Source organism: Leptolyngbya sp. AS-A5 (genome assembly GCF_039962495.1).
Taxonomy (GTDB): domain Bacteria; phylum Cyanobacteriota; class Cyanobacteriia; order Leptolyngbyales; family Leptolyngbyaceae; genus Leptolyngbya.
On the sequence record NZ_JAMPLL010000005.1, the window covers coordinates 144465 to 160505 of the forward strand.

Below are 16041 nucleotides of genomic sequence, written 5' to 3' on the forward strand. Positions count from 1 at the left end.
GGTAGACCTTACAAGCTGAAACAACTGTTATTAAAAGATCATTAAGGCATTACAGCGCGTAATCCAAGGGCTGAACCCCATAAATTTTTCTCACCCTTTGTTCTAAGCTCATGTTCTAAGCCCATGTTTTGGCTCAGCGATAGGCTGCCATCGGTTCTTTGATAAATCGGATGTAAAGATGCTTAAAGGTGGATTTGAGAATGCGAGGCGCGCCAAAATCGATCGGCATCATTTTGTCAGGGGGTCGCCAATCTGGGATTTGTAAATCGATCGGGCAAAGGTGCGGAAACTCGATTTCGTCGATCGTTGAGCAGAGCCCTAAGCACTGACTTGCGATCAGGGTCGGAACCGCTCCGGGATCGACTTTGAGAATGTCAACAATGGCGCGATCGAGCGCAAATACGTTCTGCGATGCCCCCAATACACCTAAATTTCTCGGCTCGCCGCCGCTCGGCCCGTTGCCTTCATGGCCGATAATGCCGTCAATAATCGTGAGGTCTGGGTTGATCGTGCGAGCTGTTTCGACCAGCATTGTGCCGAAGCGATCGGGATCTTTTCCGGCTTCCATGTGCCACCAAGCTTTCATTTTGCCAGGAACGCAGCCGAACAGATTCTTCACGCCCATTGTTACGGTCAGTTGCACGTGAGATTTTACTTTAGGTAAGTTAATCACGACATCGGCTTCGATCGCTTCCTTGCACAGCAACAGATGGTTGAATTCTTCGCCGATCGTTTCGTAGCGTTTGCCTTTGAATTCGACGATCGGCAAGTTGAGCGATTCGGTTAAGGGTAAGTAACCACTGGCTTTAGCGACTCCAAGGGCGCTCCCAAACGCAGGGCTATCTCCAAGAAACGGCTTTCCGCCTGCCTCCTGCACCATTTTCGCGACACAGTAGACGATTTCTGGGCGGGTGACGCATTCTTTTCCAGGACGCGCGCCTGTGAGCAGATTCGGTTTGAGCAGAACACGATCGCCGGGTTTGACGATGCCGCCGATTCCTCCGAGCGGTTCGAGTAGGGTTTCGAGGGCTGCGCGGAGTTCAACGAGATCGTAAGATGTGACACGCAGCAAACTAACGGCAGGTTTCATAGGTCAGTGAGGTGAAGTTTTTTGAATACTGTAACTCTGATTGCTAAAAATTCCAATTTGGAGGAGCGATCGCCCTAACCGGCTTGAATTAGTTGCAGTAGGTCTTCAGTAGAGACCTTGCCGCTAATCTCTGTGCCTTCAAGTAGGCTGTCAGCGAGTTCGCGTTTGTGTTGGTGCAAGTCTACGATTTGATCTTCGATCGTATCTTTCGCCACCAGTCGGTAGATTGTCACCGGACGCTGTTGACCGATGCGATGAGCACGATCGCTGGCTTGATCTTCAACCGCTGGGTTCCACCACGGATCCATGTGAATTACATAGTCCGCAGCAGTCAGGTTCAGTCCAGTTCCTCCTGCTTTCAGGCTGATGAGAAAGACATCCCCGATTCCAGATTGAAACGCATCAATGCGTTTTTTGCGTTCGGGAGTTGAGGTGCTGCCGTCGAGATATTGATAGGCGATCGCTTTTTCGTCCAAATATTCGCGCAAGATGTGTAGGTGATCGACAAACTGACTAAAGACTAGAACTTTATGGCGGTTGTCTAATAATTCTTCTAGCACTTCCCCGAATAGCTGAAGTTTCGCACTCGGTAGCGGTGATTTCGGGGTGACTAAGCGGGAATTGCAGCAAGCCCGACGCAGCTTCATGAGTTCCGCCAGCACCTGTAGATGTTTTTGACCTGCGGTAGCATCAGATTCGGCAAGACGTTCGATCGCGCTCTTTCTCAGTGCTTCGTAGAATAGCCGTTCCTCGGTACTGAGTTCGACGTGCAGAACAATTTCAGTACGCGAGGGAAGTTCTTGTAACACTTGGCTTTTCGTGCGGCGGAGGAGGAAGGGTTGAATCAGCTTTCTTAAGCGAGTGCGGGCTTGTTTGTCCTCGAAGCGTTCGATCGGGACAGCAAATCGCTCATTAAATTGCTCTAGCGATCCAAGTAATCCAGGATTAATAAATCTGAATAAATTCCATAATTCGCCTAGGTGATTTTCGATCGGCGTTCCCGTTGTAATGAGTTTGAATCCACCTTGTAAATTCATTGCAGCTTGCGATCGCTTCGTTGCAAAATTTTTGATCGATTGGGCTTCATCGAGAATGATCGTTTCCCATTTCACTTTTGCTAACAGTTGCGCCACATCATCTTGCTGAAGCAAGCCGTAGCTGCAAATCAGAACGTCAAAAGGTTGTAATCGATCGATGACTTTCTGGCGATCGCCGCTACCGAATTGAATAACATTCAATGTGGGCGCAAATCGATCAATCTCGCTAATCCAATTCAGACAAACCGAAGTAGGGGCAATTACTAGCGTTGCTCCGTTAGCAGCACGGGTGAGAATAAGCGCGATCGATTGCAAGGTCTTTCCAAGTCCCATGCCGTCCGCTAAGCACGCCCCAACGCCCCAATGCGCCAGTTTTGCCATCCAGCGAAACCCTTCAATTTGATACTCTCTTAGTTCCGCCTGTAACGTTGATGGAACGATGAGATCAAGTGCTTCAACTTCTTTCAATTTCTTGATATGTTGCTGCCAATATTTGTCAGCTTCAAGTTCTCCAACTTCATCCATCCAGTCTTCGATCGCGACTGCTGCTAGGGGATGAAAGCGTGTCTTTTTACCGTGATTCTCCGCGATCGCCCTAAAGTCATCTAGGCGTTTGCGAAATTCTTGCGTGAGCGCGAGAAATTGACCATCCTCTAGGCGAATAAATCGACTGGGTGTTTGTCCTAGCAACTCTAGAAGTCGCTGCATTTCCAAGACAGAATCTTCGTCTAATTTCACTTCGCCGCTCGCCTCAAACCAATCGCGCTGACGCTGAATCTTAAGCTGAAAATCTCCCAATCCAACCTGCTTGCGAATGCGGAACTTCTCGCCTTCGGGATGCGAGATGATCACCTGATCGCCCAAGTCTTGCAGTTCAAGCAGCAGTTCTAAACAAGCTTCGGGATCTTCAATCCACCATTCGCCGTCCTCCTCCTCGTACTCTTCTAACGTGCGGCAATCTGCAATAACGCTCTTTGCTAATTTTCGTTCCTGTCTTAGATCGCGTGTCGTTTGCAATCGCTTTCCTTCAACTTCAGCAATCACTGTTTCACCACCCATACCGGGACGGTAGTATGATCCGCCTGTTGCAAACGGACGCACTAACACTGCAACTTTTAGCCCCGTTCCCGCAGGTAGGAGATGAATGCTCGGAGTCGCATCGGCAGGGACTTCTTCCGCACTGACCCCGCCACCGATATCAGAATGAACTGTGACTAGATTAGAAATCGCATGAATGGCGGCAAGGACTTGATCTTTTGCGATCGCAGGCACATCTAACTGATTTTTTGCTCCTAGAATCTCAGCGATCCGACGATGCTCTAGAGTCATTTCGATCACCTTGAGTCGCGTCGGGCTTTCTTTCACAACTACAATGCTCTGGTTTTCTTTCACAGCAGGTGATAGTTGCAGCTTTAGATTTTCGTTTCTGCCTTTTTTAACAATCAGTTCGGGTTCCCCTTTCACAATCTCGATGCGCGTGTTGGTATCTTCCCAGAACACATGAGGATGTCCAACCAGTGCCGCGATCGCTCGCTCTCCGAAACGATAGTCCATCTGTCCGTAGTAGCTACTTGGAGTCGCTTTAAGTTCAGTACAAGCTTTGCGATCTTGTTCAGTGAGGTAAGGAAATTCTTGTAGCGACTTATCTAATCGTTTTAGCGCAATGTTCCGACCTTTGCCCCATTCCCCTCTAGCGTTGATCGATTGTTCACGGGGTTGCAGTAACCATTGATTCTTGAGTAATGTTATAAACCAGGCTAAACGCCGTTCTGCCTCTCCTTTGGTCGGTTTAGCGGGTTCTTTTTGCAAGTTTACCAGTGCGTTTAGACATAGCTCCCAAGGTTGCTGCGATCGTAGTAAATCAATGATGGGTGTAATCGCCATAGATTGCTGCAACTGTTGTGCAACATCGTTAAACTCACTTTTAGGCTTGATCTTAGATAAGAGCAGTGCAGATTCAAGTGCGATCCAATCATAGCCTGCTGCTTTTGCGAATTGATGGAATGTTTCTAATGAGTTTGTCAACAAGGGTTTAGCAGCATCGGCATCTGCCCAATAGAGCGCCAATGAGTTCAACAGTGTTTCAAGACTGTGCTGATTGCGGTAAGGCACGAGATCAAAAATCCACTCTTTCTGAGCAATATCACCTTGTTGCAGTTGAATGAGTTTCTCTAGGGTTTCATAGGTCAAACTGAGCCAGTGTTTTGCTTGTCGTCCGCTCGCAGCATAGTTCTTCGCTTCGTCGAGCCGTGCTGAAGAGCCTTCTTTGATCAGCGCCAAAATAAAGAACAATCCAGTTGGGGCTTGGAAGTAAGCTTTGCGTTTTCCAGTCCCTTTTCGCAGCGCCGCAAGCGCGATCGTAAACTGGGCGATCGCAGATTCGGCATTACCTTTGAGAATGTTGAACCATCCCCACAATGCAGCACCACTATCGCGGTATTCTCTTGGTAACTTTTCTAAAACGGCTTCCGCTTCGGTCAGTCGTCCTCGTAGTAGCAACTGTTCTGCAAGCAATAGAAACTGCCAATTGAACTTTGTTGCTCCCGTTGCACAATCTTCTTGTAGCAGTTTGAACGCTTCATCTGCTGGAACTAAATGCAAATAAGAATAGCTAAGAATTCCAATCAATCCGGCTTGATAGATATCTGGTGTTAAAGACCGAAACCAATCTGGATCAAACGGATTGCTACAAACATCAGATAAGACTTCGTCGATCGTAATCTTCCGCTTTTGATAGCCATATCTGTAATAGTCCTCGAACTGTTGAGCCACAGACTTCATATTATTCTGATAAATTCCAATGCGAACTTCTCGCAGGAATTGGCGCTCGTTGGTGAAGTATCTGGGCCCTGTTTGCCCGTAGCAGTGAATCGGCAAGTGTTGATTGATAGCACTGACGATCTGATTAAATTCTCCTAGTGCAACTGCTTCACGAGTTGCAACCTCCACAATCAACGGATTACATTGTTGCCCTTGACCGGAATACTGAACTAAAAAGCTATCTTGAAATAAGCGATCGAGATGCGACTTAATTCCAGTGGTAGTGTAAGCCTTCTCAGTCTTATCTTTCGTGCCTAATGGATTAAAACAACTCAAAAAAGCGGTGCGGCTCACAGGTTCATAAATCACTGAAAAGACGCGCAGAATTTGACGCTTGAGCGGATCTAGCTTGCGGTAGCGATCGATTAACTGAGTTTGTTCAGCATCCATTGACATTCAATCTGGGAAATATGGATGCAAATAAGGATAACAAGAAAGCTCGATCGCTGCTCAGAGAGAACTCTAAGAACACGCTGAACCATTACCACTTAATCGACAGCCTGTTTGCATTAATGTTTCTAGATCAAAGTCCCAAATCTTCAAGCCATAGCGGTTTCCCACACTTAACAAAGTTTTGCTATCTGAACTAAGCGCAATCTGCTCAATCTGATCTTGAGATCCGAGCAGCGTTTTCAAAAAGGTTCCGTCCTGCATATTCCACAGTCGGATTGTGCGATCGCGACCACCTGATGCAAGAACTTTCCCATCTGCAATAAAACTGATGCTTGTGACCGCCGCTTCATGACCGGATAAGGTCTGAGTCGGAACCGTTTCTCGCTCAGAGCTTGCCTTACCCGCTGTCCAGAGCTTAATGGCTGAATCTGATCCGGCTGAAGCGATCGTTTTTCCATCCGGGGTAAATGCGAGATCGTTGATTGCTTGTGCTTCAGAGCGACTACCGTGAGTTCCAAGCAGAATCGGATTTTGACTGTCGGGATACCAAAGATGAAGAGTATTCGTAAGCGTTCCAGCCGCTAGAATTCGACCATCGGGACTAAAGCGAATGACGCTGGCTGTTGCATTATGGCCTTTGAATGTGTCGAGAATCCGACCTTTGGAAACATTCCAGAGTTTAATCGTTTGATCCGCGCTCCCGGATGCCAACACTTCCCCGTCCGATCGAAAACTGAGTGCCGTTACTGCTTCCGTATGAGCGGAGAGCGTTTGAATCAGAATGCCCTTCTCAATATTCCAGAGCTTAATCGTTTTATCTTGACTTGCAGAGGCTAGACGCTTGCCATCTGGACTAAACACTACCTGGGTAACGGCGGCTTTGTGCCCTTTAAACTCTGCCCGGATCGACTGAGGCTGATTCCCGGCACGTTGCCAGAGTTGAATCGAGTTGTCGCGGGTCACAACAGCAAAGGTTTTTTGATCCGGGCTAAGGCTAGCACTTGAAAGCGAATTGCTCAAAGGAGATAACGGCGGCTCGGATGCTGCGATCGCTTGTTGCAATGTGACGATCGTGCTAATTTTCAAGCTTTCAGGCACAAAATTCCAGGGACGATCGACTTGCTGAAGTTTGTGCCCTGCTTCAAGGGCAGTGCTGAGCGCTTCTCTAGCTTGATTGGCTTCAAGCTGTGTGGTTGCCGCACTCGAGAGATTTTGTATCGTCTCAATTTGCTCACTGCGAGATTGATATAATCCAACTCCCACACCCGCAACTGCAACCACACCGACGATTTTTACTCCGGTTGTCACCATCTTCCGAGTTTTAGGCTTCTGGGTTTGCTCAAGCGTGGATTGTGTGAGATTTCGAGTGGCACGATCGAGGTACTGCACCGTGGTTGCTGCAATTTGACTTGCTTCTGAGCTTCTCTGACGATAGAGAGCTTGCCCAGAACTTGCAGTCTGAAAAATCGATTGATTCAAGGCGCTCATCTTTGTGGTCGCAGCGCTCTTGAGTTGGACAGCGCGTTGCTTTGAGAGTTGAGCCGTGGTTGCTGCAATTTGACCGAGCTCGGAGGCGCGTTGATGATAGAGAGTTTGTCCAGAGCTTGCGGCTTGAGAAATCGATCGATTCAGCGCGCTAATCTTTGTAGTTACGGCACTTTTGAGTTGAGCAGCCCGTTGCTTTGATTGAGTTTGCTGTGCGATCGCAAATTCTCCGGCAGCTTGAGTGGCTTGCACGATCGCACCTTGCAGCGAAGTCAGCGTCGTTCCTGCTTGATTGAAGTGCTGTCTAGCTGCTTCCTGAAGATGTCTAACTTGACGCTCCCCTGTCTTGCGAACAGGTTTAGAAGCAGGCGATTTAACTAGGCTCTTGATCGTTGCAGATTCAACAGGGTTAGACGCGATCGTTTGAAAAGAGGTTACAGGCATTATCTCAGGTTCAACCCATTCAGCGACAGGTGATATTGCAGTCTGGTCAAGAGCAATGGTTTGAATCGTAGGCTCGATCGCGCTTGGTATTGCGGGCTCGACTTGTTCAGCAGCACTAGGCTCAGAAACAATCTTCTGAACGATAGGAATCTCAGGCTCGATCGTACTCGGTTTCTCGATCGAGGGCGGAACGATAGTCTCGGTTTCCAGTTGCAGCTGATAGGGCTGAGTAGAGCGAGGAAGCGGGGGGTCAATATTCGGTGCTTCAATTTCTGGAAACAAAAGCTCTAATGGATCTTTAGGCTTAATGCCCAAAACGGTTTGGGCTTGACCAATGCGGACTGGCGTTTGCAGAATGGCTTTAGAAGATCGATTTTTTGTATCGCGGTGCAGCCACTCTATCTGCTGGTTGCTGCGATCGACATAATCCACGGTGCGATCGTGGACATAGTTCCCCAGCACCGAAGTTGTCACAGTTCCCTCTGCGTTTGCAGCCGCTCCCTGCAGTCCTTCGATCAGGAAGTGAGTAAACACTCCATGCCCTAATTCTGGAAACTTCCAAGACTGCTGAATTTCACGTCCAGAGGCATTACAAGAGAGAAGCGCTTGAAATCCAGGATGCTGCATTGCTTGCTGCTGCAACATCTGAATCAATTGCCCGACCGGATTATCCAGCAATTCTGCCGCATCCGTCTGAGCCGTCATCCCGTTCGCGTGCCAGACATCGATCCATAAGACCTGTTGCTTTGCCGCACAATTCCCCAACAGTCCCAACAATCCGATCGCGCTGAGTCCGGTTTGTCGCATTGCATCTTTCTGCGTATCAGCTAAGCAAAATACTGCCTGCTGCAAGCGCGGATCAAGCGCCGCATGACCGCAGAAATAAACAACGACAGTATCTTCTGGCTTTGCCTGCTCGGTGATCGTCTGCAAACTCACCTTCACTTCACTCAAAGAGGGTGCTGCAGCAGCATCGTGATGCACCTGAATCGAAGTATTGGGAAACTCTTGAGTCACATCGACAAACGCATCCGCAAGAGACTGAGTATCGATCGTTGAGTATTGCAAGATCGGAAACTTCCGATCTTCGTATCGGCTTACTCCGATCAGTAAAATCCACAGTTTCGCTTGTCCAGTTTTGAGCGTAGATTGCATTATGATGTTGCGCTAGTTCAGAGGTCGTGAAGTGAGATGGACGCACCCAATTTGTTTCGCGGTCTACGATCGATTGTGACCGATCGACATTGGGTGAGTCAAATGCTCAAACTAGCAGCACTGACGGAAAATACTGATTTTTGGCTGAATCACGTTCAGAGATTCACAAACTCTATGTGTAGATAAAGCAATTGTGAATTACACTCCTGAGAAATTACAGCAAATCAGGGACGCTCTTAGAACGCCCCTTTGCAAAATAGATGGTCTTACTTGCGGTGTTGCTGCGACCAAACGCGAGTCGGCAGTCCCCAGACGTAAATAAATCCTTCCGCCGCTTTGTGATCAAACTGATCTTCTGACCCGTAAGTTGCCAAATCGGGCGTGTACAGCGAATTTTCGGACTTGCGACCGACGGTCGACGAATTGCCCTTAAACAATTTCACCCGAACCGTACCGCTCACTTTCTCCTGCGTCTTCTGCACAAACGCATCTAGCGCCGACTTAAGCGGGCTGTACCACAAGCCGTTATAAATCATCTGCGAGTAGGTTTCTTCGATCCCGCGCTTGTAGTGTGTTACATCTGCGGTCAAGGTCAGACTTTCTAGATCTCGATGCGCCTGAATCAATACCAACAACGCAGGCGTTTCGTAGATTTCCCGCGACTTAATTCCGACCAGACGATTCTCAACCATATCGATCCGCCCGATGCCGTGATTGCCAACGCGCTCATTCAGTTCGGTGATGAGATCGATCGAGTTGAGCGACCGTCCATCCAAGCTCACAGGAATTCCCATCTCAAAGCCGATTTCGACGTAATCTGGCTCATTCGGCGTGTTCTCGATCGATTTGGTCATCGCATAGATTTCTTCGAGCGGTTCTGTCCAAGGATCTTCGAGCGGGCCTGCTTCGATACTGCGACCGAGTAAATTGCGATCGATACTATAAGGCGACTTTTTCTTCACCGGAGATGCAATCCCAAAGCGCTCTCCGTAGGCGATCGTTTCCTCGCGGCTCATGCCCCATTCTCGTGCAGGAGCGAGAACTTTCAGATCGGGATTGAGGGCAGCGATCGACACATCAAACCGCACCTGATCATTTCCTTTTCCGGTACAACCATGCGCTACGGCATCAGCTCCATATTCTGCGGCTGCATCTACCAGCAGCTTGGCAATCAAGGGACGCGCTAACGCAGTCGAGAGCGGATAGCGGTTTTCATACAGGGCATTTGCCTGAATCGCCGGAAATGCGTAATCCTTGATAAAGTTGACCTTTGCATCTGCCACCAGCGATACGGATGCGCCCGAAGCCAGCGCTTTCTCGCGAATCGGCTCCAACTCATCCCCCTGTCCCAAATCCGCAGCCAAAGTGATGACTTCTTCGACTCCCCACTCGTGCTTGAGGTATGGAATACAAACGGAAGTATCGACCCCGCCTGAATAAGCCAGCACAACTTTCTTCGCACGACCCATAAAATTTCCGCTCTCTGTAACGTCAAGACACTCAAGTTTACAATGATGCTGCGAAAGTTCTGTATCACAGATCAGAAGTTGTACAGGATCTAGGTTAAAAATCAATACTGTTTTGAGAAGAGAACCCATTTGGAACTTAATCAGGTTCAACGACGATCGAGGATACTAGGAACGTGCCTTTGAGGAGAATGCTGTGTTTTTGAGTGTTGTGATTCCGACCTACAACCGTAAACCGATTTTAGAAAAGTGCCTCCGAGCGCTCGAACGTCAGCAGTTTTCGGAGTATGAAGTGGTTGTCGTCGATGATGGCTCAACCGATGGCACAGTGGAATGGTTGCGCTCGAATACGGCTGATTTTTCTCATGTTCGCTTGTTTTGTCGGAATCATCAGGGTGCGGCAGCAGCACGAAATTACGGAGTCGAACAAGCAAAAGGTGACACGATCGTTTTTATTGATAGTGATTTAGTGGTGACGGATGTGTTTTTGCGATCGCACGTTGAAGCCTTAGTTCAAGCACAGAAGGAATTAGGGAGTGATCGAGTCTTCACTTATGGGCGTGTGATTAACACAGCAAATTTTGATGATCCAACCTCTGAGCCGTATAAGTTAACTGACTTTTCTGCGGCTTATTTTGCAACCGGGAATGTTGCGATCGCACGTCATTGGCTAATCGAAGCGGGACTTTTTGATACAGGGTTTAAACAATACGGTTGGGAAGATTTAGAACTCGGTGTACGGCTGAAGAACTTAGGATTAAAGCTCATCAAATGCCCCCAAGCTGTGGGATATCATTGGCATCCTGCGTTCTCTTTAGATCAAATTCCCCGCTTAATTGATGTTGAATTACAACGGGGTCGAATGGGCGTGGTGTTTTATCAGAAACATCCAACCTGGGATGTGCGAATGATGATCCAAATGACTTGGATTCATCGAGTCTTATGGGGTGTGTTGTCGCTAGGTGGATTGTTGAATGAGAGAACACTTGCGCCTGTGATGCGATCGCTAATCAAACAAGGCAAACCTCAACTTGCAGAACAAGTCGCCCGCATTTTCTTAAATTGGTACAACGTCAAAGGTGTTTATGCGGCTTATGCCGAAGTTCAGCACAAGCACTAATATTTTTGCCTAATTTGCTCTCTTTCTAGATTCACTCTTGCGATCGATTCCCGAATGATTAACCTCTGACACAATGCAAGTCAGATGTTTTGGAGCGCTGATCGTATGCTTCCCTCTTGGTTAGTTATTGGTGTTGTCACTTTCCTGATTGCATTAGGGAGCAGCATTCTTCGCCCCAAAGATATCAAATGGTTCAATCGATTGCAGCGTCCCAGATGGCTGACGTTTGAGAAAGCGATTCCGTTGATTTGGACGATCGTTTTTATCTGCGGCGCTTGGTCAGCTTACATCGTCTGGGAAAAGACCCAAAACTGGGGATTAATGGCATTCTATGCACTGATTGAAGTCACGATCGTTGCCTATTCTCCGGTACTTTTGTGGACGAGAAGCTTACGAAATGGCACGATCGTCGGTGGATTAGGCTTTGTACTGGGACTGATTTTAGCGTTTCAAGTTCTATCAATTTCAGGCACAGCAGCGCTCCTACTGCTGCCTTATTTGATTTGGAGTCCGATCGGAACCTACACCACTTGGGAAATGGGAAAACTCAATCCAGAATCATTCTGAATTAGAAGTAAAGTGCGATCGCACCCTTTGATCAACTGAAGAACGAGAACACCTTCGCTGAGCGAAGCACCGACCTTCAGAGCGAAATTCTTCCACCTCAATGCCGTGCAACAGCGAATACTGAGTGAGTCGATCGCACTAAAACCAGACTGACTGCCAATCCAGACACAGATTATTCAGCAGTCATTTCTCTAATACTGTACGTGAATAATATATCAAGCTAACTTACGTAATTTTGTCGGCTTGAAAACGCAAATAAGAATGATAACAGGAAAAATTCTACAATACTTAAATCATCTTCAAGATAACGATTTCATAGCTGAAGTTATTACCTCAAAACCCCTGACTGAACTCTGTGACATTATCAACACATTGCTACGGTCAAAGGACGAGGAAGTTGTTAGTCTGGCCTGTCTTTTCATCCGCGATCTAATTCAGCTCAATAGAGATCATCCTAGCTGCAAAGAATTTGCGGAGAAGTATCCGCAGTCTTCGATTGTTAAAACTGTTGAGCAGTTGCTTTTTTCTACTAGCCACTTTATTCGCAGGCACGCAATTTATACTTTAGGAAAGACTTGTAGTTACAACAGTGTTGGGGCGTTGAATCGAGCTTTCATAGAGTTACGAGACACTGACCCACTTATGCTGCCCTGGTTAATTGGAGAAATGAGATGGCTTGGAGCCGAAAACCCCTGGGAATTAGTTGAATCAATGATGGCTAGTTCAAGCTTTATGACTCGATGGGCAGTGCTTGAGAACTTAGAATACTCATACAGAGATGTACAGGACGAGCTATACGAACGAGTTTGCCAATACCTTGAGCGATTACGGCAAGATTTAAATACTTATGTTCGCCAAGAAACAGAGTACAAGTATCAATTACTGAGATTTCGCAGTGAGATGGATAAACTGCCGAAAGCAGATCGCAAAAAACGGCGAAGAGCTTTGGAGCACGAGTATAATCCATCACTGCACTTCAGTAGTATCTCAAGTGCATTCACATACCACTTGTCTACCAAAGGCTTGGAACAATACTCTGTAGATGAGCTTGAAGCATTCGTTACAGATATGGCTAGAGTTCGTTAATTAATCACAGGGCACTTTAACTCAGTGCGTATTGATTGTTGAGACAATCAACCACTCCCATCACCCGATCGTTCCATTAAATCTGATTCAAAGTAAGATGCTACACTTGTACCAATGAGTGTGATATGAGTGTGTCCAGAATTCCGACTTCAGTCCAGAAAGAACAGTGCTTTAATCTATGCGTTTGGTTCAGCAAGCTGTACTTGCCTATCCATATTGTCCGAATTGACGATCGCACAGGCAACGTTTTCTTTCTGGCTGGTGAGGAAAACAGCATAGAAATTTATCCTAATGGCAAATGGAGGTACTTAGGATGAGTCAGCCTGATTTCCAAGCAATGAGTCAAAAAGATTTACGCGCTTATGTTCTCCGGCATCGAGAGGATCAAGAAGCGTTTTATGCTTACGTGGACAAATTATATGCAGAGGGACACTGGATCGAGATGCCACCTTTGCAGTCTCCAGAAGACTTAGAAAACTATCCTGAATTTATTGAGCATCTTCGCAGAAGTTCAGAATCGCGTGATGATAAGGTTTAGCAGAACTTATTGAGGCGAATCACCGTTATTGCTCAATGATCGCTGATTCGGAAACATCTTACCCAACAACCGATTCACATAAGCCTGCCCATACACCTGCCCATTTTGCGAAGCTGGAGATTCAATTTCATCCGACTCTTGCGCCTCTACTGTCGGCTTTGCTCCATTCACTTCAGCAGCGGTGGTTTGCGGCTTCGCTCCATTTGTTTGAGAAATCTCTTCTATCTGTGGCTTCGAGCCATTATTCTGCCAAACATCCTCACCAAGCTCCGGTTCTTTCACTGCTTCAGGTTGCTTTTTCTCAGGTGGTGGTGGACAGAAACCAGGCTCGTAAACTTCTTCAGTTGACTCTTCTACCGCAGCCGATCGCAGTTCCTCACACAACAACGACCCCGGCGGCACGATCGACAAACTCGCAATCGATCGATTCATCACCGTTGTCGCCGCACCCACACAAGCACGATCGCCCACGGTCAACTCACCAATCAGCAACACTCCTGCCCCGATGATCACGCCTTCACCGAGTTCGATCGTTCCCTCATGCGCCTGAATCACTGATCCAAGCCCCACACAAACGCTTTGATGAATTACAATCCGACTGCCCGGATTAGCTTGCAGCAAAACGCCTGGTGCGATCGCTGCCCCTGGGTGAACCGTGACATCCCCACTCACATAGTAGTGGGTCGTACTCACGGGCATTAACTGTAGAGGCGGCGATTGCATCAGAGTAAACTACTTACCGGGTTGTTGAATCACCATTTCAGCTACACGCCGCTTTGCTTTCGGATCGATGCCGATTAGGCGCACATATAGACCGGAATAGTTCGCGATCGCTGCTTCAACCTCTAAGATTGCCTCAGCATCACGGTTGGTTTGAATCGAAGTTGCAGTCTGCCAAGAACTGGTTTTATAACGTCGCTGATCCGCGAACTCAACCCCAATCTTGTAGCCCTGACGCACAAGCTGACGAATCTGCTCCACAGTGTCCGGACTTAGACGACCGTTACCATTGCTGGAAGGTGTGTAAAGCGGAGGCTGAGATTTGTAGCTCGAAGGCTCGTTATACATTGGCGGTTCAGAAGCGGCTGAACTGCTGTAACCACTGGCGTTACCGTTAGAAGCGTGAGCTTTTCCGGGGCGATGAATCACACTTTCTGCAATTCGCTTTTTCTGTTTTGGATCAACGCCAACCAAGCGGATGTAGTGATCGCGATGCTCGTTGATAAACGAATTGAGAGCCGCGATCGCGCTTTGAGCCGAACCCGCCTGAATCGGTGGCGCACTGTTCCAAGAGCCATACTTAAATCGACGTTCATCTGCAAACTCCAAACCCACCACTGCGCCTTGCGCTAACAGTTGTTGAATTTGCTCTGCTGCATCGCCCGCAAGTGCGCCATCAACCGTGTGATGAACAGCAGGTTGATGATGAGAGGTAACGTGCGAAGTCGGTTGAGCAACAGGCTTTCCATCTGGACGCTGAATAATTGCTTCCAGCATCCGTCGCTTGTTCTGAGTGTCAATCCCGATCAAGCGAACATATTCGCCGCTGTGTTCTGCTAAACATCGCTGTAACTCTGTCATTACTGCGGATTCATTTGTAGTCTGAATCGGGGCGCAGCTTTTCCAGGAACTGGTTTGGAACTGGCGCTTGTCTGCGTGTTCGGTTCCAATCCGACCCCCTTTCGATAGAATCTGACGAATCTGAGCTACCACAGTCGGATCAAGTCCGCCGCTACTGTAACCGTTTCCATTCGATGCAGAACCATAGCTCGAAGCCGAACTGTAGCTCGAGCTTGCTGCACTATAAGACGGAGCCGAATAGCTCGAACCGCCTGAGAAACTTGTAGGCTTATCACCCGGACGCTGAATAATCGCTTCCAGCACCCGCTTTTTATTCTTCGTATCAATCCCAATCAAGCGAACATACTCACCGCTGTGTTCCGCAAGACAGGATTGTAATTCTGCCAACACAGCCGACTCGCTCGTTGCTTGAATGGGCGCACAACTCTTCCAAGAACTGGTCTGAAACTGTCGCTTATCCGCGTGTTCCATTCCGATTCGGTAGCCTTGCGCTAATAATTGCCGAACGTGGTTAATAACTTCGCCGTTCATAATTGACCCATTTTCTGTAGCGCTACTGCCAGCTTTAACATCTGTCGTGGACTTTGCGGCACTCCGACTCGAAACCGCCGCTTGAGAACTTGTCTTCGATGCAGTGCCGACAATATAGGAAGCAAAAGCACGATCGCGCTCACTCACTTCCGGTAATCGATCGGCTTGCTGCTGAGTCGTAATCACTGCACCCGATGGCACATACTTCCCAGGCGGCACTTCCACATCTTGAACCAGTGCGTGCATCATAATAATGCACCCGTTTCCGATTCGGGCGTTAAACACCGTCGATCGAAAACCAATAAAACAATCATCACCCACATAGGCAGGTCCGTGAATGATCGCCATGTGGGTGATCGCGGTATTGTTTCCAATCCAGACCGAATAGGAATCGCCGTCGTCCCCAACGACTCGCCCCTGCTTCAAGCCGTGAATCATCACCCCATCTTGAACCGTCGATCGCGATCCAATAAAAAAGGGACTGCCTTCATCCGCCCGAATTGAGGTTCCCGGAGCAATCATTACGTTTGCTCCGATCCGCACATCGCCAATCAAATTAGAAAACGAATGCACAGAAGCCGATTGATCGATCTTCGGCTCGGTCAGATTCCGCGACCAGGCTGTAGGCGGAGCCGCATCACTACGGACTGCCATAACATTTCTCCTAACAAAACCGCACAAGCAAGCTAACTGTGCAGGGAGGAGAATGGAAGGTTCGACCCTAATGA

10 protein-coding genes are annotated in these 16041 nt (G+C 48.0%); 4 read left to right on the forward strand and 6 right to left on the reverse strand.

From position 1 onward, the window contains the following. Positions 1–133 precede the first annotated feature (133 nt). The 4 genes from NC980_RS08970 to NC980_RS08985 form a co-directional block, all read right to left on the reverse strand. Positions 134–1090 (reverse strand): DUF362 domain-containing protein, encoded by a 957-nt coding sequence (locus NC980_RS08970; protein ID WP_190375510.1) that lies wholly within the window; start codon positions 1088–1090, stop codon positions 134–136. A 74-nt stretch (positions 1091–1164) separates the two neighbouring features. Next, positions 1165–5337, reverse strand: coding sequence for a DEAD/DEAH box helicase (locus NC980_RS08975; protein ID WP_190375511.1), 4173 nt, complete (start codon positions 5335–5337; stop codon positions 1165–1167). 72 nt (positions 5338–5409) lie between these two features. Next, positions 5410–8424 carry a caspase family protein gene (locus NC980_RS08980; RefSeq protein WP_190375512.1) on the reverse strand — a complete coding sequence of 1005 codons (3015 nt, stop codon included), beginning with the start codon at positions 8422–8424 and terminating at the stop codon, positions 5410–5412. Positions 8425–8690: 266 nt separating this feature from the next. Then, entirely contained in the window at positions 8691–9893 is a 1203-nt protein-coding gene (locus NC980_RS08985; RefSeq protein WP_190375513.1) for an argininosuccinate synthase, read from the reverse strand. Between the two features lie 193 nt (positions 9894–10086). Between NC980_RS08985 and NC980_RS08990 the strand changes: the two genes are divergently transcribed. From NC980_RS08990 to NC980_RS09005, 4 genes are all read left to right on the forward strand, one after another. After that, the gene (locus tag NC980_RS08990) at positions 10087–11010 is read left to right on the forward strand and encodes a glycosyltransferase (protein ID WP_190375514.1); all 924 of its coding nucleotides are present in this window, start codon (positions 10087–10089) and stop codon (positions 11008–11010) included. Positions 11011–11115: 105 nt separating this feature from the next. Then, positions 11116–11577 (forward strand): TspO/MBR family protein, encoded by a 462-nt coding sequence (locus tag NC980_RS08995; RefSeq protein ID WP_190375515.1) that lies wholly within the window; start codon positions 11116–11118, stop codon positions 11575–11577. A gap of 261 nt (positions 11578–11838) precedes the next feature. Beyond that, entirely contained in the window at positions 11839–12663 is an 825-nt protein-coding gene (locus tag NC980_RS09000) for a hypothetical protein (RefSeq protein ID WP_348253917.1), read from the forward strand. A gap of 313 nt (positions 12664–12976) precedes the next feature. Then, positions 12977–13201: a hypothetical protein gene (locus NC980_RS09005; RefSeq protein WP_190375517.1), complete on the forward strand. Its 225-nt coding sequence runs from the start codon at positions 12977–12979 to the stop codon at positions 13199–13201. A gap of 6 nt (positions 13202–13207) precedes the next feature. Here the strand turns inward: NC980_RS09005 and NC980_RS09010 are convergent, their stop codons facing one another. After that, positions 13208–13924: a hypothetical protein gene (locus tag NC980_RS09010; RefSeq protein ID WP_190375518.1), complete on the reverse strand. Its 717-nt coding sequence runs from the start codon at positions 13922–13924 to the stop codon at positions 13208–13210. A 9-nt stretch (positions 13925–13933) separates the two neighbouring features. After that, positions 13934–15967 (reverse strand): ribulose bisphosphate carboxylase small subunit, encoded by a 2034-nt coding sequence (locus NC980_RS09015; protein WP_190375519.1) that lies wholly within the window; start codon positions 15965–15967, stop codon positions 13934–13936. Between the last annotated feature and the right edge of the window lie 74 nt (positions 15968–16041).

Coding starts and splice junctions, on each gene's coding strand:
- NC980_RS08970 (WP_190375510.1), bottom strand. CDS start 1,090: ATGAAACCTGCCGTTAGTTTGCTGCGTGTCACATCTTACGATCTCGTT.
- NC980_RS08975 (WP_190375511.1), bottom strand. CDS start 5,337: ATGGATGCTGAACAAACTCAGTTAATCGATCGCTACCGCAAGCTAGAT.
- NC980_RS08980 (WP_190375512.1), bottom strand. CDS start 8,424: ATGCAATCTACGCTCAAAACTGGACAAGCGAAACTGTGGATTTTACTG.
- NC980_RS08985 (WP_190375513.1), bottom strand. CDS start 9,893: ATGGGTCGTGCGAAGAAAGTTGTGCTGGCTTATTCAGGCGGGGTCGAT.
- NC980_RS08995 (WP_190375515.1), top strand. CDS start 11,116: ATGCTTCCCTCTTGGTTAGTTATTGGTGTTGTCACTTTCCTGATTGCA.
- NC980_RS09000 (WP_348253917.1), top strand. CDS start 11,839: ATGATAACAGGAAAAATTCTACAATACTTAAATCATCTTCAAGATAAC.
- NC980_RS09005 (WP_190375517.1), top strand. CDS start 12,977: ATGAGTCAGCCTGATTTCCAAGCAATGAGTCAAAAAGATTTACGCGCT.
- NC980_RS09010 (WP_190375518.1), bottom strand. CDS start 13,924: ATGCAATCGCCGCCTCTACAGTTAATGCCCGTGAGTACGACCCACTAC.
- NC980_RS09015 (WP_190375519.1), bottom strand. CDS start 15,967: ATGGCAGTCCGTAGTGATGCGGCTCCGCCTACAGCCTGGTCGCGGAAT.